At 74.4% G+C, this 26495-nt stretch carries 17 protein-coding genes; 12 read left to right on the top strand and 5 right to left on the bottom strand.

The window, feature by feature from the left end:
* Positions 1-52: 52 nt before the first annotated feature.
* The 3 genes from CRV15_RS00445 to CRV15_RS00435 are packed head-to-tail and all read right to left on the bottom strand — an operon-like array spanning position 53 to position 2858.
* Positions 53-406: an antibiotic biosynthesis monooxygenase family protein gene (locus tag CRV15_RS00445; protein WP_003962800.1), complete on the bottom strand. Its 354-nt coding sequence runs from the start codon at positions 404-406 to the stop codon at positions 53-55.
* The gene (locus tag CRV15_RS00440) at positions 397-1827 is read right to left on the bottom strand and encodes an FAD-dependent oxidoreductase (protein WP_003962801.1); all 1431 of its coding nucleotides are present in this window, start codon (positions 1825-1827) and stop codon (positions 397-399) included. Before CRV15_RS00440 ends, CRV15_RS00445 begins: the two co-directional genes overlap by 10 nt.
* Positions 1824-2858 (bottom strand): isocitrate/isopropylmalate dehydrogenase family protein, encoded by a 1035-nt coding sequence (locus CRV15_RS00435; RefSeq protein WP_009998185.1) that lies wholly within the window; start codon positions 2856-2858, stop codon positions 1824-1826. The genes CRV15_RS00440 and CRV15_RS00435 overlap by 4 nt, the downstream gene beginning before the upstream one ends.
* Before the next feature lie 282 nt (positions 2859-3140).
* On the opposite strand from CRV15_RS00435, the gene CRV15_RS00430 reads away from it, so the two are divergent.
* The 3 genes from CRV15_RS00430 (at position 3141) to CRV15_RS00420 (ending at position 7224) form a co-directional block, all read left to right on the top strand.
* Entirely contained in the window at positions 3141-4364 is a 1224-nt protein-coding gene (locus CRV15_RS00430; RefSeq protein ID WP_009998187.1) for a cytochrome P450, read from the top strand.
* A 248-nt stretch (positions 4365-4612) separates the two neighbouring features.
* On the top strand, positions 4613-5272 hold the full coding sequence (locus tag CRV15_RS00425; RefSeq protein WP_003962804.1) for an LmbU family transcriptional regulator: 660 nt from the start codon (positions 4613-4615) through the stop codon (positions 5270-5272).
* 83 nt (positions 5273-5355) lie between these two features.
* A complete protein-coding gene (locus CRV15_RS00420; protein ID WP_003962805.1) occupies positions 5356-7224 on the top strand; it encodes a non-ribosomal peptide synthetase in 1869 nt (622 codons plus the stop codon).
* A 799-nt stretch (positions 7225-8023) separates the two neighbouring features.
* Here CRV15_RS00420 and CRV15_RS00415 read toward each other — a convergent pair.
* Both CRV15_RS00415 and CRV15_RS00410 read right to left on the bottom strand, forming a co-directional pair.
* The gene (locus tag CRV15_RS00415) at positions 8024-9142 is read right to left on the bottom strand and encodes a Rieske 2Fe-2S domain-containing protein (protein WP_009998189.1); all 1119 of its coding nucleotides are present in this window, start codon (positions 9140-9142) and stop codon (positions 8024-8026) included.
* 17 nt (positions 9143-9159) lie between these two features.
* Positions 9160-10380, bottom strand: a complete 1221-nt coding sequence (locus tag CRV15_RS00410) for a cytochrome P450 (RefSeq protein ID WP_003962808.1) — start codon at positions 10378-10380, stop codon at positions 9160-9162.
* Positions 10381-11617: 1237 nt separating this feature from the next.
* Here CRV15_RS00410 and CRV15_RS00390 point away from each other — a divergent pair.
* The 9 genes from CRV15_RS00390 (at position 11618) to CRV15_RS00350 (ending at position 26480) form a co-directional block, all read left to right on the top strand.
* Positions 11618-13096 (top strand): sugar transferase, encoded by a 1479-nt coding sequence (locus CRV15_RS00390; RefSeq protein ID WP_003957317.1) that lies wholly within the window; start codon positions 11618-11620, stop codon positions 13094-13096.
* 79 nt (positions 13097-13175) lie between these two features.
* The gene (locus CRV15_RS00385; RefSeq protein ID WP_003957316.1) at positions 13176-14492 is read left to right on the top strand and encodes a nucleotide sugar dehydrogenase; all 1317 of its coding nucleotides are present in this window, start codon (positions 13176-13178) and stop codon (positions 14490-14492) included.
* Positions 14482-15753, top strand: coding sequence for a glycosyltransferase family 4 protein (locus tag CRV15_RS00380; RefSeq protein ID WP_009998196.1), 1272 nt, complete (start codon positions 14482-14484; stop codon positions 15751-15753). The genes CRV15_RS00385 and CRV15_RS00380 overlap by 11 nt, the downstream gene beginning before the upstream one ends.
* Complete coding sequence (locus CRV15_RS00375) at positions 15743-17146, top strand: Wzz/FepE/Etk N-terminal domain-containing protein (RefSeq protein WP_003962809.1); 1404 nt, start codon at positions 15743-15745, stop codon at positions 17144-17146. Before CRV15_RS00380 ends, CRV15_RS00375 begins: the two co-directional genes overlap by 11 nt.
* Entirely contained in the window at positions 17143-18717 is a 1575-nt protein-coding gene (locus tag CRV15_RS00370) for a Wzz/FepE/Etk N-terminal domain-containing protein (RefSeq protein ID WP_003962810.1), read from the top strand. The genes CRV15_RS00375 and CRV15_RS00370 overlap by 4 nt, the downstream gene beginning before the upstream one ends.
* A 3-nt stretch (positions 18718-18720) precedes the next feature.
* On the top strand, positions 18721-20649 hold the full coding sequence (gene asnB / locus CRV15_RS00365; protein ID WP_003957312.1) for an asparagine synthase (glutamine-hydrolyzing): 1929 nt from the start codon (positions 18721-18723) through the stop codon (positions 20647-20649).
* A 33-nt stretch (positions 20650-20682) separates the two neighbouring features.
* Positions 20683-22872: a bi-domain-containing oxidoreductase gene (locus CRV15_RS00360; RefSeq protein ID WP_003957311.1), complete on the top strand. Its 2190-nt coding sequence runs from the start codon at positions 20683-20685 to the stop codon at positions 22870-22872.
* The gene (locus CRV15_RS00355; protein WP_003962811.1) at positions 22869-24821 is read left to right on the top strand and encodes an alginate lyase family protein; all 1953 of its coding nucleotides are present in this window, start codon (positions 22869-22871) and stop codon (positions 24819-24821) included. Before CRV15_RS00360 ends, CRV15_RS00355 begins: the two co-directional genes overlap by 4 nt.
* A gap of 360 nt (positions 24822-25181) precedes the next feature.
* Entirely contained in the window at positions 25182-26480 is a 1299-nt protein-coding gene (locus CRV15_RS00350) for a hypothetical protein (protein ID WP_003962812.1), read from the top strand.
* Positions 26481-26495 lie beyond the last annotated feature (15 nt).

The following is a 26495-nucleotide window of genomic DNA, read 5'->3' as shown; positions in this document are numbered from 1 at the left end:
GCACCGGCGGGCGGCACCGGAGGCTCCCGGGCCGCCCCCCCGGAGGCCGCGTCTACCGGGGACCGCCGTCCGGCGCCCGCTCCGTCCCGGAGGCCGCCCCGCCGTCGCCCGTCCCGCTGGTCCGGATCACCTCGGCCACATACAACGTGTACGAGTCGTACCACCGCTCCCGCCCCAGCCGCTGGGCCAACCGGTGCTCGGGGTCGGTGCGCCACGCCTCCAGCGTCCCGGGATCACGCCACAGGACGACCGCGAGCCGCTCACCGTCCTCCGCCGTGTAGTGCTTGACCTCGACGGGGTCCGTACCGCCGATGGCGGCGACCCGCTCCCGCATGCGTTCCTCGGCGGCGTCGTGGTCCGCCCCGGCCCGCGCGGACAGCCGCGAGGTGAAAACGATCAGAAGCATCCGTAACCCTCCACGGGGAACGCGGGGCGGGCCGGGGGCGTGTACGCGCGCAACCGGCTGTCGGAGACCGTCGCCAGCCCCGCTCCGTACCTGCGGAGCAGGGCCTCGACGAGGTCGTTGAAGTGCCGGTCGGCCTGCCGGACCGAGGCGTACCCCTCCTCGGAGAAGGCACACCGCTCGTACAGCGGCACGAACCGGTCGGGGAAGAGGCCGACGAGACGTTCCCGCAGCAGCGCCGCCGCCTCGTCGGCCCCCTCCCGAGGGGGGCGGGTCATGGTGTCGTAGTGCCGGTAGGACAGCTCGGATATCGCGTCGGCGTCGGCCCGCCGCCGCTCTTCGTAGGCGGCGAGGGCCGGTCCCCAGCCGCCCTCCGCGTCCAGACAGGAGGCGAGCGTCCGGGCGTCCTCGAAGGCGCAGTTCATGCCGTGTCCCATGAACGGGGCCATCGCATGACAGGCGTCCCCGAGCAGGGCGAAGGTGTCGCGCCACACCCAGCGGTCGCACCGCACCAGCGGGACGGTGGCCCGGGGCGCCGCGGCGAGCTGCGCGCCCAGGTCCGCGATGGCCGCCGCGGGCTCGGGGAAGTCCGCGGTGAACAGCTCCAGCGGATCGCGGCCCGCGTCCACCGCGGCGTAGGACGGCGCGGGCCCGTCCAGACGCTGGAACAGACAGCCGGAGAACCGGCCCGACGGCACGGGGAACGCTCCGAACAGCGCGTCCCCCGTCGGCCAGTAGTGCATGGTGCGGCGGTCCAGCCACCCCCCGTCCAGGGCGATCTCCTGATACGCGAGCCGCAGCGGACGGACCCGCTGCCGGGCACCCCGGGCGACGAGCGCCGCACGGGCGACGGAGTGCGCCCCGTCGCACCCCAGGACATGACGGCAGACCACCTTCCGGGGCCCCGTCTCCTCCTCGACGAGGAGCGCGGGCTCGTCCAGGTCCACCGACCGCACCCGCCGCCGGAAGCGCACCGCCACCCCCGGGGCCGCCTCGGCCGCGTCCAGCAGCAGCCGGTGCAGCCGCTCCCGCTCCACCGACCAGATGGGCCGCCCGTCCCGGCTGTACGGGGTGGTGTGCGAGGTGCCGTCCCGCAGATGCGCGCACCGCCCGTGCAGGGGGACGGCGAACGACCGCACCGTGTCGCCGAGACCCAGCTCGTCCAGGACCCGCCAGCCGCGTGCGGAGAGCATCACGGTGAGCGAACGCCCGCCCGCGCCGGGCCTTCCGCGCGGATCGGCCCGCTTGTCGAGCAGCAGGACCCGCTCGCCCCTGCGGGCCAGATACAGGGCCGCCACCGGCCCCACCAGACCGGCGCCCACGACGACGACATCGGGGTCCCCGGCGGCACCGGTCCGCCCGCGTCCCGCTCCGTGCGTCCCGCCCGCCCCGCTCCTGTTCCCGTCGCCGGGTCCCCCGCTCATCGGGCGCCGAGTTCGGCGAGCACGGCGGCACCGGCCTCCCGGGTGCCCAGCGCCCCGCCGATGTCGGGGGTGGTCCGCCCGGCGGCGACGGCCGCCGCGACGGCCCGGCGCACCGCCCCGGCCTCCTCGCCGTGGCCCAGATGCTCGACCAGCAGGGCCGCCGAGAGGATCGCGCCCAGCGGATTGGCCGTACCCGTCCCCGCGATGTCCGGCGCGGAGCCGTGCATCGGCTCGAACACCCCGAACCCGGTGCCGGGGTTGAGACTGGCCGACGGGGCCAGGCCGATCCCGCCCGCGAGGGCGGCCGTGAGACTGCTCAGGATGTCGCCGTAGGTGTTGTTCGTCACGATCACGTCGAACACGGTGGGGTCCTCGGCCAGCCGCAGCGCGGCCGTGTCCGCGTACAGATGGGACGTCGCGCACCGCGGATGCCGGGCCACCGCCTCCCGCCAGCAGCGCTGCCACAGACGCCCACCGTGCGGGATCGCGCTCGCCTTGTCCACCAGGCACACCCCGCGGCGTGCGACGGAGAAGGCGAAGTCGATGATCCGGGACACCCCGCGATGGGTGCTGAGGTCGGTGTCGAGGGCGACCTCGGCGGCGGTGCCCGTCGCGGTGCCGCCGCCGATCCCGCTGTACAGCCCCTCCGTGTTCTCCCGGACGACCACGCAGTCGATGGGCCGCCGGGCGGCGTCCCGCAGCGGGCTGAGCCGCTCGTGCCAGAGCCGCGCGGGCCGGTAGTTGGCGTACAGGTCGAGCCCGGAGCGCAGCCGCCACAGCACACCCCGGGCATAGCCCGTGTCGCGGAGCCGTGGGTCGCCGACCGCGCCGAGCAGGGTCGCCGCGCTGGAGCGCACCCGGGCGAAGTCCGCGTCCGACAGCGCGGTCCCGTCGCGCAGATACCGGTGCGCGTTCACCTCCTCGATGACATCGAATCGCAGATCGAGTCCCAGGGCGACCAGGACGTCCAGCGCGGGCCCGATCACCTCGGGACCGATGCCGTCGCCGGGAATCACGGTGATGGTTCGCACAAGCCGCACCTCCAGTGCGTCGTCCGTTCGGGGCAGAACCCGCGGTGAAGCGCGGGGGACAGGTCCGGTGCGGCCGTCGGCAGCCCCGCCCGGCGGACTGTCCCGGCGCCGGGACACCCGTCGGCGGCCCCCGCCCCGCCGCGCCACGCACCCCAGCAGCACGCGGCCTGTTCCCGCCCGCCGGGGTCACCTACATTCAGCGGGCCGAGCCTTCCCCCCGGAAGCCCGGATGTACAGACCGGCCCCCGCGGACCCGGGGTGAACCGCCGGAAAGGAGACCCTGTGGCGCCGTCGCTCGACCTCACCGACCCGGCCGCCTTCGTCCGGAACGACCCGTACGCCTACTGGCAGGAGATACGCGTGCGGAGCCCCGTCTTCTGGCATCCGCCCGCCGCCGGGCGGCCCGGATTCTGGGTGGTGTCCCGGTACGCCGACGTCCGGGCCTGCTACGACGACGGGCAGCGGCTCGGCTCCGCCCGGGGCACCGTCCTCGACGTGCTGCTGCACGGCGACGACTCGGCGGGCGGGAAGATGCTCGCCGTCACCGACCGGCCCCGTCACCGCGCGCTGCGGAGCCTGATGCTCCGCGCCTTCTCCCCGAGGGTCCTCGGCGAGGTGGTCCGCCGCGTCGAGGAGCGCACGGCCCGGCTCGTCGAGGAGACCGTGGGCCGGGGCACCGTCGACTTCGCCGCCGATGTCGCCGCGCACATCCCCCTGAACACCATCTGCGATCTGCTGTCCATCCCCGGCCGGGACCGCGCGGAGCTGCTGGCGTGGAGCAAGACGGCCCTGGCCTCGGAACGGCCGGACGGCGACCGCCTGGACGCGCTGGAGGCCCGGAACGAGATCGTCCTGTACCTCGTCGAACTCGCCCTGGAACGGCGGGCCCGCCCCGGCGACGACGTCATCAGCATGCTCGCGTCGGCCGAGGCGGACGGCCGCCCGCTCACCCCGGAGGAGATCGCGCTCAACTGCTACAGCCTGCTGCTGGGCGGCGACGAGTCCTCCCGGATGTCGGCGATCACCGCCGTGCTCGTCCTCGCCCGCCACCCCGGCCAGTGGCGCGCCCTGCGCGAGGGCCGGATCGGTGTGGACACCGCCGTCGAGGAGATCCTGCGCTGGGCCACCCCGGGCATGCACTTCGCCCGCACCGCCCGGTGCGATCTCACCCTCGGCGGGCAGCGGGTGCGCGCCGGGGACATCGTCACCCTCTGGAACACCTCCGCCAACAACGACGAGACGGTCTTCGACCGGCCCCGCACCCTCGACCTCGCCCGCCGCCCCAATCCGCATCTCGCGCTCGGCCACGGGCCCCACTTCTGCGTCGGCGCCGCCCTCGGCCGCGCCGAACTGCGGGCCCTGCTGACGGCGCTGACCGCCCACGCCGGGACGATCGAGCAGGCCGGGGAGGGGCGGCGGATCTACTCCACCTTCCTCCACGGCTACAGCAGTCTGCCGGTCACCTTCCGGCCGCGGCGTTCCGCACCGCGGCCCGACCGGCCCTGAAGGCCGGGCCCGCACGGGGCCGGATGCGTCACCCCTGGTCAACCGCGTGGCGCGGGCAGGCCGATTGACAGGAAAAACGCGACTGTAGTACGCATCACGGCAGGGCTGTGCAGTCGACGGTGTCACCCCGTCAGGCGCGCAGGTGCTTGCGTACGCCAATTCCCGGCCCTCGGCACCGTTCCCAGTGGAACGTCAAGAGCCTTCAGGAAATCGGGACATCCGCGACGCAAGGAGATGACCACGCCTTCATGGAACGTTACGGTCAGTATCGGTCGGCACGCAGGACCGGCGCCGCTCCCCACGGTCCGCCGGGCGGCCCGAACGGGGTCGAACGGGGCGGGGCCCGCTCCCTGCAGAACCGCCTCGGCATCACCGACGGCGTCTACGCCGGACAGGTCGAACTGCGGATACCCGCGGGCCTTCCGTTCGACTCCTGGTGCCGGCTCGGAAGCCAGATCAAAAGGGTCTCCGAGTCCTCCGTGTGGTGGCTCGCCGACTGGCTCGTCTTCGGCGAGGAGGAGTACCCCGACCGCTATCAGGTCGTCATCAAGAGGACCTCGCTCAGCTATCAGACCCTGCGCAACTACGCCTGGGTCGCCCGCAAGTTCCCCGTGGCCCGGCGCCGGGACGCGCTCAGCCTCCAGCACCACGCCGAGACCGCCGCCCTCCCCGCCGACGAGCAGGACCGGTGGCTGGAGCGCGCCGAGCGCGAGCGGTGGTCCGCCCGGCGGCTGCGGCGGGAGCTGCGCGGCCACCACGCCGTGGACGGCGGGGCGGCGGCCCGGGTCCAGGTGACCCTGAACCTCGACTCCGAGCGCAGGGGCCGCTGGACGCAGGCGGCCGAGGCGGCCCACGTCCCGCTCATGGAGTGGATCGTGCGGACCGTGGACGACGCGGCGGCCCCGTAGCGGACCCCCGGCCCGGTACCCCGCGGACGGTCCCGCGCCGCCCGCACCCCCCCCCGTGACACCCGACGAAGGAAGGCAGGGCGATGGAGGAGACCGAGCGGACCGTGCCCACGGTGCCCCAGCTCTTCGAGGCGGTCGCGGGCTGGGCCGGGGACGAGACCGCCGTCGTCTTCCGGACCGCCGCCGTCAGTTACGCGGAGCTGAACACGGCGGCGAACCGGCTCGCCCGGTGCCTGGTCGACCGGGGGGTCGGACCGGACATGACCGTCGCGGTCTCGGTCCCCCGGTCGATCGAGCTGCCCACCGTCCTGCTGGCCGTCCTCAAGGCGGGCGGCGCCTATCTCGCGCTCGACCCCGACTACCCGGCGGAACGGCTCTCGGCCATGGTGGCCGACGCCCGGCCGCTGCTGCATCTGCGCACGGCGGAGCTCGCGCTCCCCGCACCGGCCGCCGGAGTCGACGGCGGCGCCGATGGCGCCGACGCGGCCCATGCGGTCGATGTGCTCGATGTGGTCATCGATGATCCGGTGTTCCGCGCGGAGTGCGCGGCCCGCTCCGGCGACGACCTCACCGACGCCGAACGCCGCGCCCCCCTGCTGCCCGCCCACCTCATGTACCTCGTCTACACCTCCGGCTCCACCGGCCGTCCCAAAGGCGTCGCCGTCTCCCACGCCGGGGTGTCCGCGCTGGTCGAGGGCCAGCACCGGCACCTCGCCCCCGGGCCGGGCGACCGGGTGCTCCAATGGGCCGCGACCGGATTCGACGCCTCCTTCTGGGATCTCTCCCTGGCCCTGTTCTCCGGCGCCACCCTGGTGCTTGCACCCGCCGCCGACCTGCTCCCCGGGCAGCCGCTCCGGGACACCCTGGCCCGGCACCGCGTCACCCACGCGACCCTCCCCCCGGTGGCGCTGAGCGTCACCGAGCCGGACGGGGTCCTGACCGGCGGGGCCGTGGTCTCCACCGGGGACGCCCTCTCCCCGGCCCTCGCCCGCGCCTGGTCCGCCGGGCGGCGCCTGTTCAACGGGTACGGCCCCACCGAGGTGACCGTCGGCATCTCCGTGGGGCAGGTCACCGGGGACGAGGAGATCGGCGTCGGCCGCCCGCTGCCGGGCAGCTCGGTCCAGGTGCTCGACTCCCGGCTCCGGCCGGTGGACCCCGGCGCCGAGGGCGAGCTGTATCTCAGCGGACCCGGCCTGGCCCGCGGCTATCTGAACCGGGCGGCGGAGACCGCGACCCGCTTCGTGGCCGACCCCGCCGGGCCGCCGGGCAGCCGGATGTACCGCTCCGGCGACCGGGGGCGGCGGCGCGCCGACGGGGAGCTGTTCTTCACCGGCCGCGCCGACCACCAGGTGAAGGTGCGCGGCTTCCGTGTCGAACTGGACGAGGTCGAGGCCCGGCTGACCGCCCATCCCTCGGTCGGTCTCGCGTGCGCGCTGGTCGAGGGCGACCTCGCGACGGCCCGGGTCGTGGCGTATGTGACCCTCCGCGAGGGGGCGCGCCCCCCGGGCGGGACGGCGGTCGATTCCGGGGCCGCCGCCGCGGAGCTGCGCCGCCATGCGGCCCGTACGCTCCCCGGCCACATGGTCCCGTCCCGGGTGACCGTTCTCGACCACTTCCCCACCACGCCGAACGGCAAGATCGACCGGGCCGCCCTGCCCACCGTCCGCCCCGGGGGCCCCGCCCGCCCCGTTCCCCCCGGGGAGCCGACGGGCCCCGGGACGGCGGTCGAGGCCGAGCTGTGCGCCCTCGTCGCCCGGATCGTCGGCGCGGACGGCGTGCGCCCCGGGGACAACTTCTTCGACATCGGCGGTCACTCGGTCCTGGCCACCCTGCTCGCGCGGCAGATCCGCAGGGCGTTCGACGTGACCGTGCCGATGCGGGCGATCTTCGAGGCCGGAACACTGGCGGAGCTGGCCCGGACGGTGGCCCTGGCCCGGGCGTCCGGCGCCTGACGGACCGTGGGCCGCCCCGGCCGTGGTGTCCGCCACGGTCCCGTCCGGGCCCGGACGGCTCACCGCGTACGGTGCGGGCGGCTGCCACGGGGTCTCCCGGGAGGTACGGGCCCCGGCCCGGCGGCGGCCCCGGGGCGACCCGGAGCCGTTCGGCGGGGACGGTGGCGCGCCCGGTGCGGAGCGGCCCGGCCGCCTCCCCGGCGCTCGGCACCCGAGGGGAGCGGACGCCCCGGACACCGGGTCCGGCCTCGGGCGGACAGCCGCGCGCGGCGGGCCTGCGGGCGACCTGTCCCGTTCCCCGGCAGCCGGGCGAATCCGTACCGGGGTCTCCACGACCGGTCCCGGCGGCACGCCGACCGCACCGGCGCCATGACCGGGACCGCCGGGCGAAGGGACGGCGGACCGCCCGGCGCACGGGCCGGTCCGCGGTGCGACCCCGGCTGCCGCGGCACCGCCGACCAGGGCGCGGGGCCGTCCACCGGCGCTGTCCCGGCCGGTACGACGGGAACGCCGACCGATCCGCACACCGTCCCGCCCGGGGCGGCGGGACCTCGCTGTGCCGAGCCCCGGGGCGGCGCCCGCGCAGGCCGTGCAGACCGCCCTGCGGGCCCCCAGCAACGCCACGGACGCCGCCGGACCCCTCAGCCACGCTGTCTCCGCCGATCCCGTGGCCCGCACCCCGGAGGCGGACATCCTGGAACGGCCCGGCCGCCGGGCCGGGAACAACCCGTGGCCCGACCCCTGTCCCGCCGTGCCCGCCCCCGGTGCCGCCGGAGGACACCGGCGCCGGGCACGCCCGTCACCCGGCCGGAGTGCCGCCGTCCGCCGGAGGGTCCGGGTAGAACTGCCGGGCCCAGGCGCGGAACACCCCCACCGGGCCGTCGCCCCGGACCAGCCGGGGCGGGCTGACATACCGCTTCGCGTCCCAGACCGGCAGGTCCCGGCTCATGTCCCTGACCACCGTGAGCAGATTCACCCAGCCCGCCGCCCCCGTCAGGGGCCGGAGCAGCGGCGGGGGAAGCCGGGACCACACCCGGTGACCGCCGTCGACGGCCACGCGGGTACCGATCAGCAGCTCCACCCGCCAGGGCGCGACGGGCCGACTGGCGGCGAGCACATCGAACACCAGCCCGCTGCGCGCGTCCCGGAGCGTGGCGTGCAGCAGGGACAGACCGTAGAGGTGGAAGGTCAGATCCGCCCGGAGCCGTCCGAACGGCGGGAAGGTCCGGGTGAGTTCCACCGTGGCGCGGAAGCGGTGCCCGTCGATGACCGGACCGCCCTTCGGCACGGCGTCCGAGAAACCGTGCAGGGCACGCAGATGCCCCAGGTCCGCCACGTTCTCACAGAGTTCCTGCGGATGGCTCAGCACCTCGGTGCGGGCGAACCGCAGCGGCGGGCCCGAGGGGTCCAGCAGCTCCGGTAACCGCCAGCCGGGCGGCTGCCCGGGGGCGCCGCCCGCCCAGGTGAAGATCCCGCCGTTGACCTCGTGGCAGGGCAGCACGGCGAGCCGGTCCCGGACGGCCCCCGGGGCGTAGCCGGGGCCGGTGCGGGTGACGGCGCCGTCCCCGCCGAAGGCGAAGTGGTGGAAGGGGCAGACGATGCTCTCCCCGTCCACCCGGCCCCCGCAGCCGAGGTGCGCCCCCAGATGGGGGCAGTGCGGCCGGATCACCCGCGCCCGCCCGCCACGGGTGCGGTAGACCACGACGTCCTCGTCCATCAGGCGCCGCGTCACCACGGCACCGGGTCGGACATCGTGCGACGGGACGAGCAGGAACCAGCCCGCCGGATACGGCAGCGGGGGCTCCCCGTCGGCGTACGGCTCCTTCGGCCGGGGCCCGGCGGGCGGCCGGAGCCGCCACCGGAGCAGCGGCGTCCCGCCGGACCTCCGGGGGCCGCCGCCGGTGCCCGGTCCGGACACCCGCGCTCCGGCCCGTGTCACCAGCGCACCGGCAGCGCGTCGAGACCGTGTATGGCCCCCGGGCCCCGGAACGGAAGCTCCTCCAGCGGCCGTGCGAGCCGCAGGCCCGGCAGCCTGCGGAAGAGGGTTTCCAGGGCGATCTCCATTTCGAGCCGGGCCAGCGGCGCCCCGAGGCACAGATGCGGGCCGTGGCCGAAGGAGAGATGGTGGGTGCTCTGATCCCGTTCACCGGCGACGAGGAACGCGTCCACGCGGTCGAAGGCCCGGCCGTCGCGGTTGGCGGTGGGCGGGATCACGAGGACCCCCTCCCCGGCGCGGACGGTCCGGCCGTCGACCTCGACATCCGCCAGGGCCGCCCGGCCGATGCCGTGGTGCCCCAGCGGGGACACCAGCCGCAGCAGCTCGTCGACGGCCTCGGGGGAGTGCCCGGGGGAGTCCCGGAGGGCGGCGGCCCACTCCGGGTTCGCCAGCAGCGCCGCCACCGACAGGCCGATCGCCGACGCCGTGGTGTCGTGACCGGCGACGAGCAGCAGCCGGCACATCGAGGCCACCTGGGCGAGTGTCAGATCGTCCCGGGCCGCGAGATGGCTGACGAGACGTTCGTCGGGGCATTCCCGCTTGGCCGCCGCCAGCTCGCTCAGATACGTGTGCAGGGCGTTCCAGCACCGCGAGCTCTCCTCCGGTGTGGTGTTCCACTGCGCCATCGCCCGGCTGGTCCCCTCGAAGAACTCGTGGTCCTCGTAGGGGACGCCGAGGATGTCGCAGATCACCAGCGACGGCACCGGCAGGGCGAACTCGCTGAACAGATCCGCCTGTCCGCGCGGTTCGATCCGGTCGATGCGCTCGTCGACGAGGGCCTGCACCGCCGGGCGCATGGCCCGGACCCGGCGGGCCGTGAACCAGCTCGTCAGCATTCTCCGCTGCCGGGTGTGCTCCGGGGCGTCCATCCGCACGAACGAGGGCTCGCCCTGCGCCATGAACCGCTGGCGGGGGCTGGTCAGCGGGAAGCCCGGGGTGTGGATGTCCGCGCTGAACCGGGGGTCGGACAGGACCAGCCGGACGGCGGAGTGCCGGGTGGCCAGCCACGCCTCGCTCCCGTCGAAGAGGGTCACCCGGGTGAGGGGCTCCTCCTCACGCGCCGCCTCGTACAGGGGCGGTGGCGCGAAGGGGCAACCGCCCCGGGGCGCCGGGAAGGGCATGGTGGAAGCGGACACACCGGGAGCCGGCGGGGTCGACATCGGGGGACCTCGTCTTCTGTTCGTCTTCGGCCGACGCGCCGCGTGCTCTCACCCGGCGCCGGGTACGGGGGCACCACCGGGGCCCGGTGCCCGCGGGGACACGGGGCCGGCGCCGCACGGCGCGGCTGCCGCCGTCCGTCCGCGCGGACCGGGAACGCGGGGACCGGCAGGGCGCCACGGCCGTGGTTCCGTGCACCGTGCCCCCTCCCGGCCGCTCCGCGCGGGCCCCTTCGTACACCTGTCTCACCGGACCGCACGGCCGTGATCTTCCGGATGGTTCACGGCGACCGCCCGCGGCACGGTCGGGGCGACGGGCCCGCCCGTGCCGCGACGGGTGCCGGACCCCCCGGCGCTCTGCCGCACTCCCCGTGCGGGCGCCGGGCCGGACCGGTCCGGCAGGACCGTCGGGCCGGGACGGTGTCCGCGGAGCAATTCCGTACGCAGCTCCCTGATCGGTTCTGTGCTCAGCTCCGTGATCAATTCCGTGAGCAGTCGCGTGATCAATTCCGTGATCAATTCCGCGGCGCTCTCTCTTTTCGCACCCGTCACAGAAGCAACAGCAGTCCGGGGAGCACCCCGTCATCGATCTTCGGCGCCCCGGTATCCCCTTTTCGTCCGCGGGCCACGGCCCGGCCGGAGGCCCCCGAGGCGGCATGTCCCACACACCGTCACCATGATTCCGATGCCGTAGCGGACGCTGTCCCCACCGGGTGTCGACAGCCCCGAGAATTCCCTCCACCACAGGTCATCAGGCATGTCCCCGCTCGTGAAGCGGCTTGAGCGATCATCAATTGGAAGATCCATTTTCAAAGCTTGAACACAAATTGCACACATCCCCTCTTCATAGCGGCCGCGATGGTCTAGATTGACCGTGCTTCAGCTGTTCGGGCGGGAAGCGAACATTGATGATCTATGGGTCTGACACCGTGGACAGCCGTCGATCGCGTCCCGGTGCCAGACGTGGGGGTGATCGATTCCTGGAGCCCGTCAGGGCCTTGGGCGCGGGGAGCGCCCGGGGTCTCCACGGGTTTCCGCGCACCTCACGAGGCCGGTGGACAGAGGGGTCCGCTGCCGCCCGGGGTGGGCTGTTCACGCGGCACCGAACCGGCCGGGGCGCCCCGCGCAAGGGCGCGGGGGCCCGGACGGGGGACGGCGCGGCGCGGGAGGCGGGGGCCTCCCGAGGGGAGGGAACGGTGTCGGGTAGACACGTCGAACCGCCGGCGTACTGGGGGGATCTGTGCAACAGGGGGGATTAGTCAACCCGTTTCCGTCAGCGCGCGGGCGTCTGGCGAACGGGGCGTTCAACCAGCCCGCGATCGATTGGGAAGAGCGGTACCGCCGTACCGTGATCATCAGCGATACCGTGGCCACCGCCTTCGTGGTGGCGGCGATCGGCAATTTCTTCGGGGCCCGTGACGCGGCCAACTGGCACGAGAAATGGGGAATTCTCGCCTTCGGCACCGAACTGCTGGTGCTGGGAGCGCTCGCGGTGAACCGCTCATGGACTCCTGCCGTCCTCGGTCAGGGGGCCGAGGAATTCCGCAGGCTCAGCCGCGCGGTGTTCACGGCGGCCGTCGTTCTGGCGCTCGGCGGGATCGCCCTCACCTCGCGGAACATCAAACTCTGGATCTTCGTCGCGATTCCCGCGATCGCCCTCGTCACCATGACCGAGCGCTATCTGCTCCGCCTCCGGCTGCACAAACAGCGCAAGGAAGGACGGTGTCTGCGACCGGTGCTCGCCGCCGGGAGCCCGGCCACCGTGCAGGACCTGATCGCCAGGGCCCGCAAGTTCCCGCACCTCGGCTGGCGGGTGGACGCGGTGTGCACGACGGACGGCCTCGGCCCGGACGGCGACCAACTGGACGGCGTGCCGGTCATCGGCAGGCTGGCGGACGTCGCCAGCCACGTCCGCCGCGACGGCTATCGCGTCGTCGCGGTCACACCGGACCCGCACTGGTCGCCCGACCGGCTGCAACGCCTGGCGTGGAACCTCGAAGGCAGCGACGCCGAGATGGTGGTGGCCCCCGTCCTGATGGAGGTGGCCGGGCCGCGGCTGCATGTCGACGCGGTGCTCGGCATCCCGCTGCTGCGGGTCAGCATGCCCGCCTTCACCGGGGGCCGCCGGGCGGTCAAGGCCGTCGTCGACCGGCTGGGCGCGGCGGTCCTGCTGCTGCTGTTCGCGCCGCTGATGCTGCTCGTCGGAGTGCTCGTCCTGACGGACAGCCGGGGCGGCGCGTTCTACCGCCAGCGCAGGGTCGGCAAGGACGGCCGCGAGTTCACCATCCTCAAGTTCCGCACCATGGTCGCCGGAGCCGACGGGGCCCGCGCCGGGCTGGCCGACCGCAACGAGGGCGCCGGGCTGCTGTTCAAACTCCGCCGGGACCCGCGGGTGACCCGGGTGGGAGCGGTACTGCGCCGGTACTCGATCGACGAGCTCCCGCAGCTCCTCAACGTGCTCACCGGATCGATGTCGCTCGTCGGCCCGCGGCCCCCGCTCCCCGAGGAGTCCGCCGCGTACGGCCCGGACATCCGGCGGCGGCTGCTGGTCAAACCCGGGCTCACCGGCCTGTGGCAGATCAGCGGACGCAGCGACCTGCCCTGGGAGGAAGCGGTCCGGCTGGACCTGAGATATGTCGAGGACTGGTCGCTCGCCCTCGACGCGGTGATCTTGTGGAAGACCCTGCGCGCGGTGGTCTACGGGCAGGGGGCCTACTGATGCGCGGGAGACAGGGCCGCACGGCGGCCCGCACGCGGAGCGCAGGCCGCAGGGGCCTGCCCGGGGGGAGAGACAGGGCATGAGAGTCAGTGTGTTCGGGCTCGGCTACGTGGGCTGTGTATCAGCCGCGTGCCTGGCCGACATGGGACACGAGGTCATCGGGGTGGACGTCAACCAGGTGAAGGTCGACCTGGTCAACAGCGGCAGGGCCCCGGTGGTCGAGGAACGGATCGGCGAACTCGTCGCCGAGGCCGTACGGACCGGGGCGTTGCGCGCCACCGGCGACGTCGGCGAGGCGATCAGGGGCAGCGAGGTGTCACTGGTGTGCGTGGGCACACCGTCGGAACCCAACGGCAGCCTGTGCACGGCCTATCTGGAGCGGGTCACCGAGGAGATCGGCGCCGCGCTGGCCGAGCGGGGCGGGCGGCAGACCGTCGTCTTCCGCAGCACCATGCTCCCGGGCACCTGTCTGAACCTGCTGGTGCCGATCCTGGAGAAGAGCGTCGGCGGCACGGCCGGAGTGGACTTCGGGGTCGCGGTCAACCCGGAGTTCCTGCGCGAGGGCACGAGCGTGCGGGACTTCTTCGACCCGCCCAAGACCGTCATCGGCGAGATCGACCCGGCCAGCGGCGACACGGTGGCGGCGCTCTACCGGGACCTGCCCGGCGAGGTGTTCCGGGTGCCGGTCCCGACGGCCGAGGCGATCAAATACGCGGACAACGCCTTCCACGGCCTCAAGATCGGCTTCGCGAACGAGCTGGGCGCGGTCTGCCAGGCCCTCGGGGTGGACTCGCACCAGGTGATGGATGTGTTCCTGGCCGACCGCAAGCTGAACATCAGCCCCGCCTATCTGCGGCCCGGCTTCGCCTTCGGCGGGTCCTGCCTGCCCAAGGACCTGCGCAGCCTGGTCCACGCGGCACACCGGGCCGATGTCTCGGTGCCCATCCTCGCCCATGTGCTGCCGTCCAACACCGCCCATCTCCAGCGCGCGGTGGAACTCGTCGAACGCACCGGCAGGCGCCGCGCGGGCCTGTTCGGTCTCTCCTTCAAACCCGGCACCGACGACCTCCGGGAGAGCCCGCTCGTCGAACTGGCCGAACGCCTCCTCGGCAAGGGGTACGACCTGCGGATCTACGACGCCAACGTGAGCCTGTCCCGGCTGCTCGGCGCGAACCGCGAGTACATCGAGACCCGGCTGCCGCACCTCGCGCACCTCCTCGCGGACTCCGTCGGCGAGGTGCTCGAACACGCCGATGTGTGCCTGGTCGGAACCAGGGACCCGGAGGTGCTCGCGGCACTGCCCCACGGCGAAGGACCGGTGATCGTCGACCTCGTCCGCCTCCCCGACGCCGACAGGCGCCGGGCCGAACCGGGGTACCTGGGCCTTGCCTGGTGACACGACGAGCGACGGCCGGCCGGACCGGCGCGCCCTGATCCTGGTGGAGAACCTGTCGGTGCCCTTCGACCGGCGGGTGTGGCAGGAGTGCACGACCCTGCGCGACGCGGGCTGGACGGTGCACGTCATCTGCCCCCGGGGCAGCACACGGGACACCGAGCCGGAGGCGGAGATCGACGGGGTCCGCATCCACCGCTACCCGCTGCGCGCGGCCACCGGGGGCCCCGCAGGCTATCTGCGGGAGTACGGGTCGGCGCTGTGGCACACGGCCCGGCTGGCCCGCAGGGTCGGCCCGGTCGACGTGGTCCACGCCTGCAACCCGCCCGATCTGCTGTTCCTGCCCGCGCTGTGGCTGAAGCGGCGCGGCGCGCGATTCGTCTTCGACCAGCACGACCTCGTGCCCGAGCTGTACCTCTCCCGCTTCGGCCGCGGCGAGGACCTGCTCTACCGCGCCGTGTGCGCGCTGGAACGGCTCACCTACCGGGCCGCCGACATCGTGATCGCCACGAACGAGAGCTACCGGGACGTCGCGATCCACCGGGGCGGACAGCGGCCCGAGGACGTCTTCGTGGTGCGCAGCGCCCCCCAGATCGAGCGGTTCCAGCCGGTGCCGCCCGAGCCGGAGCTGAAGCGCGGCAAGCCCCATCTGCTGTGCTACCTCGGGGTCATGGGCCCCCAGGACGGTGTCGACTACGCCCTGCGGGCCCTGGCCGCACTCCGCGACGAACTGGGCCGGACCGACTGGCACGCGGTGTTCATCGGCTCCGGCGACGCCTTCGACGCGATGACCGGGCTGTCCCGGCGGCTCGGACTCGACGACCGGGTGCAGTTCACCGGGCGGGTCCCGGACGCCGACCTGGTGCGCTACCTGTCCACCGCGGACGTCTGCCTCTCGCCCGACCCGCGCAACCCGCTCAACGACGTGTCGACCATGAACAAGGTCCTGGAGTACATGGCGATGGGCCGGCCGATCGTCTCGTTCGACCTCCGGGAGGCGCGCGTCTCCGCCGGGGACGCCGCCGTCTACGCGTCCGCCGACGACGAGTCCGAGTTCGCCGCGCTCATCGCGCAGCTCCTGGACGACCCGGACCGGCGGGCCCGCATGGGCGGGATCGGCAGGGAACGGATCAGCGGCAGGCTCTCCTGGCGCAACTCCCAGGCGTCCCTGCTCGCGGCCTACGCCGCCGCCTGCCGTGACCGCACCCCGGGGCGGCCGGCGACCCGGTCCGGACAGGGAAGCGACCGCACCGTTGAGCGATGACACGATACGCCTGGCCACGATCGGGCGGATTCTCCGTCGGCGCCGACGGCTCCTCACCCTCCTCACCGTGGTGGGCGCGCTCGTCGGCTACGGCACCTCCGTCCTGTTCCCGCCGCGCTACACGGCCTCGGCGCCGGTCCTGCTGTCGGGGCAGTGGGAGGAACGCGAGCTGCTGACCCAGGTGGAGATCGCGACCATGTCGGCGGTCGTCGACCGCACGGCCGCCGCGCTCGGCTGGAAGGGCGTCAGCGGCAGCGAACTGCGGGAGCGGGTGAGCGCCAGACCCACCGACGGGAACATCATCAAGATCTCCGGCACGGCCGACACCCCGGAGCGCGCACAGCGGCTCGCCGACCGCACGGCCCGGGAGTTCGTCGCCTTCGCCGCGCGGCTCACGGGCGAGGGCACCGACCCCGAAGCGGCCACGGGAGCCGAGGCGCTGCGGCGCAAGGTCCTGGAGACCGACCGCCGCATCACCGAACTGGCCGAGGCGGCCGACCCGGGCCGGACCGTGGAGAGCGTGCAGGCCCGCACCACCCTCGCCAAGCTGCTCACCGCGCTGGAGACGGCCATGAAGAAGCTGGACGAGGCCGACCCGGCGAACGGCAGGACCGGCATGGTCGTCATGGCACCGGCGGACCGGCCCACCGGCGCGGTGCCGCCGACGCGGCCCCAGCTCATCGCCGCCGGGGCCCTGCTGTTCCTCCTGTCCGCGGTCATCGGCCACCTCGCCGCCGCACGGGTCAACCGCAGGCTGCGCACCGAACCGGAGATCGCGGCGGCGCTGGGCTCGGCCCTGCTGGGCACCGTCGACGTCCCCGGTGGACGGGGCGCGCACGGGACGGCGGGCGGCGGCCCGCGCGCCTGGACCCGCCGACTGCTCGGCGTCGACACCCGGTGGGACCTGCCGACCCCGCGGACCTCCGGCGACGAGGCCGGACGGCGCGTCCGCTACCGGCGGGTGTGCGCCCGCCTCCGGGACCAGGCCCCCGGCCCCCGGCGGCTGCTGGTCGTCGTACCGGACCGCGACGAGACCGCCCGCCGGGCCGCCGGGCAACTCCTCGCGGAGGCCGGGGGCGGGCTGCCCGGCGACCCGGCCCCGGCGAGCGGCGGATACCCCCTGCTGCGGGTCGTGGAGGTCGCGGTGGACCGGCCGATGGTCCCGGACCGCGGCACCGAGTCCGGCGCCGTGGTCGTGCTCAGCGCGGGCCACTGGACCGCCGCGGAACTCGGCGGTATCGCCGAGGCGTGCGCGGACAGCGGACACGACATCGTCGGCACCGTCGTCGCCGGCGCGGTCCGGGCCCGTCCGGCGCGGGCCGCCGACCGCCCTTCGGACACCGCCGCGACGGCACCCGCGGCGCCCGGCCGCACGACAGGGGAGCCGGAGTGACGACGAGCACGACCGGGAAGCCGTCGACGGCCGCCCCGCTGCTGGACCTCCAGGCGCTGGTGGTGGCGGTCCGCAGACGCCGCCGCCTCTGGTACGCGCTGGCGCTCCTGGGGCTGCTGGCCGGACCCGCGGCGGCGGTCCTGCTGCGACCGCCGCCGACCGCCGTGACCACGGTGCTGGTCATCCACAAGGAGGACCAGCCGAACGACACCGGAACCCTGATCCGCACCGATATCGCCCTGCTCCAGACCACCCGGATCGCGGGCCGGGCCCTGAAGGCCCTCGCCTCCCCCGAGGACCCGGCGGAGTTCCTGCGGGAGTACCGGGGCACCGGCCTGACCAACAACCTGCTGCTGATCGAGGCGACGGGCGACACCGGCCCGGACGCGGTGGCCCGCGCCCGGGCCCTGGCCGACGTGTTCATCGCCGACCATGTACGGCGGATGCGGCAGACCGCGAACGCCGAGGCCAAAGCCCTGCTCGACGAACGCGACCGGATGCGGGACGAACTCGCCCGGGTCAACCGGGACATCGGGAACCGCCCACCGCGAAGCGACCCGAACGCGTCGGCGGACATCGAGTCGCTCTTCGCCCGCCGGGCCGAACTCAACTCGCGGATCGCCGAATTCGACCGCCGCGCCGCGGACGCCCGCACCGGCGCGCCCCAGGTCGCCGCCGGTACCCAGATCGTGGACGCCCCGCGCACCGTGCGGCACTCCCTGCCCCGGGCCGCCGCCACCAACGCCGCCATCGGACTCGTCCTCGGGCTCGCGCTCGGGCTCGCGCTCGCCGCGGTCGGCGCCGTGGTCGCGGACCGCCCCGTGCTGCGCCGGGAGATCGCGGCGAACCTGGGCGCCTCGGTCATCGCGGAACTGCCCGGGGCGCCCCGCCCCCGGCCCCGGCGGTGGCGGCGCCGACGGACCCGGGCCGCCCGGGAACGGCTCACCACCACCCTCGTCCGCACCGTGCGCGGCTGCGCGGAACCGGTGTCGCTGCTGGAACTCGGCTGTGCGCGCGGCACGGGCGCCCTCGCCCTCGACGTCGCCGCGGCGCTCGCGGCGGACGGCCCGGTGGCCGTCGTCGACGGCCTGCCCGGCGCGGAACTCGCCGCGGGCCGCCGGGGACCCGAAGACCCGGCCGTGGTCAGCGGCGCGGACGCCGAGTCCCTGCCGCAGCAGACCCGCCGGCTCGGCGTCGGCTCGGTCGCGCCCGGCACGGCCTGGACCGACCTCCAGTACCTCGGCAGCCGGACCGTCCTCGTCGTACGGGCCGGGCACGGCAGCGCCGCCTGGCTGCACACCGTGGCACGGCAACTCGCCGACCAGCGCATTCCGGTGCTCGGCGTGGTGCTGATCGACCCCGACCCGCGGGACCGGACCGACGGCACGCTCTGGGACGGGCCGTACGCCGCCCCGCACGGCCGGGACGAACGGCCGACCCCACCGTACGGGACGGCGGGCCCGCCGCGCGCCGAGCGCCCGCCCCGGCAGAACAGAACGGGCCCGCCGCGCACCGAGCGGCCGGCGATGCGGGCCGCACGGGTCCCGGACAGCGAGCAGGAGGCACGGTAGAACATGTGTGGCATCGCAGGCACATACCGCTGGCCGGACGGGAAGGCGGTGACGGACCGGCTCACCGGAGTCCTCACCCACCGCGGCCCGGACGGGTCGGGCCGCTACAGCCACCCCGTCGGCGACAGCGAGGTGCACTTCGGCCACCGCCGGCTGGCGATCGTCGACCTCTCCGCGACCGGCGCCCAGCCGATGGTCTCCGACGGCCTCGCCCTCACCTACAACGGCGAGCTGTACAACGCGCCCGAACTCCGCGCCGAGCTGACAGCCGCCGGAGTGCGCTTCCGCGGCACCTCCGACACCGAGGTCCTGCTGGAGGCGTGGCGCCGCTGGGGCACCGCCTGCCTGCCCCGGCTGCGCGGCATGTTCGCGTTCGGCGTCTTCGACGAACGCACCGGTGACCTGGTCCTCGTCCGCGACCAGCTCGGCATCAAGCCGCTGTTCCTGCTCCGGCGCGGCCCGGGCCTGATCTTCGCCTCCGAACTCAAGGCGCTCGCCGCCGCCACCGGCGGAAAGCTGGACGTGGACCACGGGGCGCTCGTGGCCTCGCTGCTCTACTACTGGGTGCCGGACTCGCGCTGCGCGCTCCGCGGAGCGGAGAAGCTGCCGCCGGGGAGCTGGCTGCGGTGCCGGGCCGACGGCCGGGTCGACCGCGGCCGGTTCTGGAACCTCAAGGACGTCGCCGCCGAGGGCCAGGAGCGGGCCCGGTCCGGGGAACGCCCGGACCTCGCCGCCGTCGTCGAGGAGTCGACCCGGCGCCATCTGCTCGCCGACGTACCGGTGGCGACCTTCCTCTCCGGCGGCCTCGACTCCAGCTATCTGACCGCGCTGGCGGCCCGCCACCGGCCCGGGATCTCCGCCTACACCATCGGCTTCCGCGCCGAGGACGCCATGTTCGAGGCCATGCCCGACGACCTGCGTCACGCCCGCCGGGTGGCCGGGCGGTTCGGCATCGACCTGCGGGAGATCGAGATCTCCCCCCAGGTGCTCGACCTGCTGCCGAGGATGACGTACCACCTGGACGAGCCGATCGGCGACCCCGCCGCGATCAACACATTCCTGATCTGCTCGGCCGCCCGGGAGGCCGGGGTCAAGGTGATGCTCTCCGGCATGGGCGCCGACGAGCTGTTCGCCGGGTACCGCAAGCACCTGGCCAACCTGCTCGCCCTGCGCTACCAGCGCGTCCCGGGGCCCCTGCGGCGCGGCCTGTCGGCGGCGGTGGACCGGCTGCCCGTCGCCACATCCCGCCGGGGCTACCGGTCGGTGCGCTTCGCGAAGCGGTTCCTCTCCTTCGCCGACCTCCCGGAGGAGACCGCGTTCCGCCGCAGCTACACGATGTACGACCGGGACGAACTGCTCGCCCTGGTCGATCCGGACCTGGCGGGGACGGTCGACGACGTCCTCACCGAACACGCGGACGTCTACCGGGACAACGACCTCGACGACTTCGTCAACCGGATGTGCCTGGGCGACACCCGGATGTTCCTGCCGGGTTTGAACCTCGCCTACACCGACCGGTCGAGCATGGCCGCGTCCACCGAGGTCCGGGTGCCGTACGTGGACGTCGAGGTGGTCAGGGCGGCGTTCGCGACACCCGGCGACCGCAAGATCGTCGGACGGCAGGGCAAGGCCGCCCTCAAGGAGGCGGCGGTCTCGGTCCTGCCCCGGGAGATCGTCTACCGGCCCAAGGGCCTGTTCAGCGCCCCGCTGCGGGCCTGGATGAGCCGGGACCTGGCACCGCTGGTGCGCGAGGTGGTGCACGACGGCGTCCTCGTCCGCTCCGGCCTCCTGCGCCGCGAGGCCCTGGCGCGCATGGTCGCCGAGGACGCCGCCGGGCAGCGGGACTTCTCCAAACATCTGTGGCACGTGCTGACCCTTGAGTACTGGTACCGCGACGCGGTCTCCGGCTCCGGCCGGAGCCACGCGGCGTGAGGGCGTAGTGAGCGGAACGAAAGAGGAACTCGGGTGAAACAGGTCGTACAGAACTACAAGAGCGGCGAGCTGGCGCTGCTCGACGTACCGGAGCCGGGGTGCGCACCGGGCGGTGTGCTGGTCCGCAGCGCCTACTCGCTGATCTCCACCGGGACCGAGCTGATGAAGGTGTCCGAGGCGGGCATGTCCATGCTCGGCAAGGCCCGCTCCCGGCCGGACCAGGTCGCCAAGGTCATGCAGAGCGTGGCCGTCAACGGGGTGCCCGCCACCTACCGCAAGGTGATGGGCAAGCTGGACTCGTACACCCCGCTGGGCTACTCGCTGTGCGGGGTGGTCGAGGAGGTCGGCGCCGGGGTCGACGAGGTGAAGGCCGGCGACCTCGTGGCCTGCGCGGGCAATGAGCACGCGCTCCACGCCGAGCTGAACTGGGTGCCGAAGAACCTCTTCGCCCGGGTGCCGGACGGCCTCGCGCCGCGCCACGCGGCCTTCGGCACCGTCGGATCGATCGCCCTTCAGGGCGTCCGCCGGGGTGAACCGCAGCTCGGAGAGGTGGCGCTGGTCATCGGCCTCGGGCTGATCGGACAGCTCGTGGCGCAGCTCCTCACCGCCTCCGGGGTCCGGGTCGTCGGCGTCGACCCCGACCCGGCGCGCTGCGCGCTCGCCGCCCGCCTGGGCGCCGCCGCCTGCGGCGATCCCGCGTCCACGGCCGTGGCGGCGGCCGTCGCCGAGCTGACCGACGGCCACGGGGTGGACCAGGTGTATCTGGCCGCGGGCGGCGGCAGCAACCAGCCCGTCGAACTCGCCGCCCGGCTGAGCCGGGACCGGGGCCGGGTCGTCGACATCGGCAAGTGCCGACTGGACCTGCCGTGGAACGCGTACTACGAGAAGGAGCTGGACGTCCGGTTCTCCCGCAGCTACGGGCCCGGGCGCTACGACCCGGAGTACGAGCTGGAGGGACGGGACTACCCGATCGGGTATGTGCGCTGGACCGAGCGCCGCAACCTGGCCTGCTTCCTCGACCTCACCGCCCGGGGCGGTGTCGACGTGGAGCCCCTGATCTCCCACATCGCCGGCTTCGACGACGCCGTGGAGACCTATCGGCGGCTGAAGGACGGCGAACTGGAGGCCGTGGCCGTGCTGTTCCGCTACCCCGGGCACACCGAGGAGCCGAAGGCCGCCCCGGCGGTGGCCGTCCCCGCCGTCAGGAGGAGCGGAGCGGCGCCCGCCGCGACCGGGACCGGCGGGGCGCCGGTCCGGCTGGCCTTCGTCGGCGCCGGAAACTACGCCACCTCGATGCTGCTGCCGCACCTGGCGCGGCGCGACGGCGTCGAGCTGTCCGCCGTCGTCACCACGACGGCGCTGTCCGGGGCCAACGCACGGCGGAAGTTCGGCTTCGCCCGGGCGACCACCGACCTCGACACCGTGCTCGGGGACCCGGCCGTCGACGCCGTGTTCGTGGTCACCCGGCACAGCTCCCACGCCGACCTGACCCGAAGAGCGCTGCTCGCGGGCAAGGCGGTGTTCGTGGAGAAGCCGCTGGCGCTCGACCAGGACGAGCTGGCCGGGGTGCTCGCCGCGGTGGAGGAGTCCGGCAACGACCGGCTCCAGGTGGGCTTCAACCGCCGGTTCGCGCCGCTGCTGAACGAGGCACGCACCCGGTTCGGCACCCGGAGCGGACCGGCGAGCCTGCGCTACCTCGTCAACGCGGGCCGGCTGGACCACGGGAGCTGGTACCTCCGCCAGGACACCGAGGGCTCCCGGTTCGCGGGCGAGGGCGGCCACTTCATCGACACGGCGAGCTGGCTGCTCGGAGCCGACCCGGTGTCGGTGTACGCGGTCGCCACCCCCGGCACCGAGGACCTCCAGATCGTGCTCGGCTACCCCGACGGGTCCACCGCCACCGTCAGCTATGTCACCACCGGCGCCCCCGGCTTCCCCAAGGAGACGCTGGACCTGGTCGCCGACGGCAAGGTGCTGCGCCTCGACGACTTCGTCCGTGCCGCCGTGTACGACGACCGCCGCAAGCGGTGGGCCGGCCCCCGGCTGCCCCAGGCCCGGGACAAGGGCCAGTCCGCCCAACTGGCCGCGTTCATCAGGGCGCTGCGGACCGGCGGGCCGATGCCGGTGCCGCTGGAGTCGCTGGCCGCCACCACGGCGGCCACCCTCGCGGTACGGGACGGTCTCGTCAGCGGCGCGCCGGTGACCCTGGCGAGAGCGCGATGACCATGGACATGGGCTGGTATCTGCGGCGGCTGTCCCGGATGGGACCGAGGGAGGTCGGCGGCCGGGCGGCCGACGCCGTACGGCGCAGGCGATGGCGGTCGGACCCGCCCGGCTGCCCGGTCCCCGACGGCGCCCGGTTCACCGCGGTCCTGCCCGCCGGGACGGTCGCCGCGGTCCCGCCGGACGCCGTGAAACGCCTCGTCGCCACGGCGGACCGGCTGATGGACGGGCACGCCCGGTACTTCGGGGTGGACCGCCACGACCTGGCCGACCCGGACTGGTGGTACGACCCGAAGACCGGCCGCCGCGCCCCGGCGGGCCACGCCTTCGACCTGCCGTACCGCGACGAGGACGCCGTCGGCGACATCAAACAGATCTGGGAGCCGTCCCGGCACCAGCACCTGACCGTGCTCGCCGCCGCCTACGCGCTCACCGGGAACGAGCGGTACGCCGAGCGCGTCGCCGGACATCTGCGGTCCTGGTGGGCGGCGAACCCGCCGCTGCGCGGGGTGCACTGGACCAGCGGCATCGAGCTGGGCATCCGGCTGCTGTCCTGGGTGTGGACCCGCCGACTGCTCGACGGCTGGCCGGGCGCGGCCGGGCTGTTCGAGGACAACCCGGCCGCGCTGCACCAGATCTGGCACCATCAGCGCTGGCTGGCCGCCTTCCCCAGCCGGGGGTCCTCCGCGAACAACCACATCATCGCCGAGGCCGCCGGACAGACCGCCGCGGCCTGCGCGTTCGGATGGTTCCCCGAATCGGCGCGCTGGCGCGCCGACGCGCTGCGGTCGCTGGAACGGCAGCTGCGGAACAACACCTTCGACTCCGGCCTCAACCGCGAGCTGGCCACCGAGTACCACGGACTCGTCCTGGAACTCGGCCTCGCCGCGGTGGCCGAGGCGGACACCGCCGGTGTGCCGGTCCCCGCCTCCGTCCGGCAGGTCCTGCTGCGCATGACGGACGCCCTCGCGGCCGTCGTGGACAACCGGCTGCGGCCACCGCGCCAGGGCGACGCGGACGACGGGCACGGACTGGTCGTGGACGGCGCGGGCACCGACCGCTGGGCCTCGCTGCTGGCCACCGGGGACGCCGTGTTCGGCCGGCTCGCCTGGTGGCCCGAGGTCACCGGCACCGATGTGCGCACCCCGCTGCTGACCGCGCTCATCCGGCCCGCGGCGCCGCCGGTGACCCGTCCCGCGCACCGGCCGGCCCACTTCGCCGACGCGGGGCTGACCGTCCTGCGCGGCCCCGGGGAGATCTGGTGCCGCTGCGACGGCGGTCCGCACGGCTTCCTGTCCATCGCCGCGCACGCCCACGCCGACGCGCTGTCCGTGGAGGTCCGGCACGACGGGGTCGACATCCTCGCCGACCCGGGGACGTTCTGCTACCACGGCCAGCCAGAGTGGCGGCGGTACTTCCGCTCGACCCTCGGCCACAACACCCTGCGGCTCGACGGCGCCGACCAGTCCGCATCCGGCGGCCCGTTCCTGTGGACCCGGCAGGCCCGCAGCCGGGTCCTGGCGGTCGAGCCGTCCGACGGGCCAGTGGCCCGCTGGTGCGCCGAACACGACGGCTACCGGCCCTCCGTGCACCGCCGCCGGGTGGAGCTGACCGCCGCGAGCCGGGAGCTGCGCGTGGTCGACGAGGTGCGCGGCGGCCCGCGCCGGGCCGCGGGCCTGGCCTTCCACCTCGGGCCCGCGATCACCGCGGAGCTGGCGGGGAACCGGGCCCGGCTCACCTGGACCCGGGACGGCGAGGACCGCTCCGCCGTGCTCGACCTGCCGGGGCAGCTCCACTGGCGGGCGCACCGCGGCGAGACCGCCCCGCCGCTGGGCTGGTACTCCGCCGGTTTCGGACGCAAGGAACCCGCCACCACGCTGCTCGGCACCGGCTTCGCCGACGGCACGCGGGGGTTCACCACCGTCCTCAGGTTCGACGGCAGGGCCTGAGGGCTGCCGGGACAAATCGGAGCCGGAGCCGGAGCCGGAGCCGGAGCCGGAACAGGGACAGGAACAGGAACAGGAACAGGGAGCGAAGTCTCGTGATGCACAGGGCACGGCGGGGGACGGTGGACCTCCCCCTCGCTCCGCCGGGGGCACCCCCACCCCTCGCCACACCAGGGGCACCCCCACCCGGGCCGCCGGGCCCGGGGCGGGCGCGCTGCCGGGGCGCACGAGTCCGGCGCGACGCGTCCGACAGCCCCTCGGCAGGACGCCCCGCGGGGAGCACAGAGCGGAACCGGACACCACCGACGGCCGCCCGCGCCCCCGGGCCGGACACCACCACCCGACCCCGGGCCGGTGGTTGACATGGCCGGATATCTACGGCGGCGCGGCCTGCCGGGCGGAGCGGACCCGGCGGGCCCCCACCCCGGCGCCGAACCGCGCCCGCCCGGACCACCGAAGACCGTCGGGATCGTCTGGGGGCTGCTCGTCCTCAACACCCTCGGCTCCGCCGGGGCGAAGACCATCGTCCCGCTGCCCCGCTCCCTCATGCAGATGGTCACGATGGGCGCGCTCGCCGCCGCGTTCGCCCTGGCACTCGCCCTCAACCTCCGGCTGCGCATCCGCGCCAGCGCCTTCGTCTTCCTGCTCACCCTGTTGCTGGTGCCGAGCGTGATCTCCAGCGCGATCCTGGAGTCCGGGTTCGGCGCGATGTTCCGCTGTGCCCGGCTCTCCCTCTTCGTCGGCACGCTGTGGCTGCTCAGCCGCTGGTGGGACGGGAGCCTGACCTTCGTCCGCCACCACATCCGGCTCTACTTCGCGGTGATCGGCTCCGCGGCCGCCGGGCTGGTCGTCTCGCCGGGCGCGGCCATGCCCGAGCTGTACGGCGGACGGCTGGTCGGCGCGCTGTGGCCGCTCACCCCGCCGCAGATCGGACAGTACGCCGCAGTGATCATCGGGCTCACCGTGCTGCTCCTGCTGGGCCGTCGCACCACCGGCACCAGCGCGGCCGTGATCATCGTCCCGACCCTCATCCTGCTCGCGCTGACCCACACCAGGACGGCGACCGTGGGCCTGCTCGCCGGGCTGGTGCTGGCGATCGGCTCGCTCCTGCTGACCAGCGGCCCCGCCCGCCGGTTCTTCGCCTGGACGGTGGTGTGCGCGGCCGTGGCCGCGGTGGGGTTCGCCTCCGCGGTGCAGGCGTGGTTCCTGCGCGGACAGAGCAAGGAGCACTTCTCCAGCCTCACCGGCCGGGCCAAGGTCTGGGACGCCCTGCTGGCGGAGCCCCGGACCACCGCGGAGCGGCTGTTCGGCGTGGGCCTGGGCGACAAGTCGTTCGGCGGGCTGCCGATCGACAACAGCTGGCTCGCCGTCTATCTGGAACAGGGCCTGGTCGGCCTCGCCCTCGTGGCGTCGATCATCGTCGTGCTGGGCGGTGTCGCGCTGCTGCGTCCGCCGTCGCTGCCGAGGGCCTGCGCGATCTTCCTCATCAGCTACTGCGCCATCTCCTCGTACACCGAGGCAGGGCTGGGCGACGCCTCACCGTATCTGCTGCATCTGGCCCTGGCCGCCTCGCTGCTGGCGGCACCCGCCACGGCCGCGCCCCTCCCGGCGCCCGCCGCCCCCCGACGACGTCTCCCGCGCCGGCCGCGGGAGAGGAGGTGACCGCGCCCATGCAGG

Origin of the sequence: Streptomyces clavuligerus (assembly GCF_005519465.1) — a bacterium.
In the GTDB taxonomy this organism is placed as follows: Bacteria; Actinomycetota; Actinomycetes; order Streptomycetales; family Streptomycetaceae; genus Streptomyces; species Streptomyces clavuligerus.
The sequence above is the reverse complement of the archived record's forward strand: the minus strand, read 5'-3'. Positions and strand labels throughout refer to the sequence as shown.

Bases quoted from the DNA above. Each gene is read 5' to 3' on its own strand.
- CRV15_RS00445 (WP_003962800.1), bottom strand. From the start codon at position 406: ATGCTTCTGATCGTTTTCACCTCGCGGCTGTCCGCGCGGGCCGGGGCG.
- CRV15_RS00440 (WP_003962801.1), bottom strand. From the start codon at position 1,827: ATGAGCGGGGGACCCGGCGACGGGAACAGGAGCGGGGCGGGCGGGACG.
- CRV15_RS00425 (WP_003962804.1), top strand. From the start codon at position 4,613: ATGGAACGTTACGGTCAGTATCGGTCGGCACGCAGGACCGGCGCCGCT.
- CRV15_RS00420 (WP_003962805.1), top strand. From the start codon at position 5,356: ATGGAGGAGACCGAGCGGACCGTGCCCACGGTGCCCCAGCTCTTCGAG.
- CRV15_RS00410 (WP_003962808.1), bottom strand. From the start codon at position 10,380: ATGTCGACCCCGCCGGCTCCCGGTGTGTCCGCTTCCACCATGCCCTTC.
- CRV15_RS00385 (WP_003957316.1), top strand. From the start codon at position 13,176: ATGAGAGTCAGTGTGTTCGGGCTCGGCTACGTGGGCTGTGTATCAGCC.
- asnB (WP_003957312.1), top strand. From the start codon at position 18,721: ATGTGTGGCATCGCAGGCACATACCGCTGGCCGGACGGGAAGGCGGTG.
- CRV15_RS00355 (WP_003962811.1), top strand. From the start codon at position 22,869: ATGACCATGGACATGGGCTGGTATCTGCGGCGGCTGTCCCGGATGGGA.
- CRV15_RS00350 (WP_003962812.1), top strand. From the start codon at position 25,182: ATGGCCGGATATCTACGGCGGCGCGGCCTGCCGGGCGGAGCGGACCCG.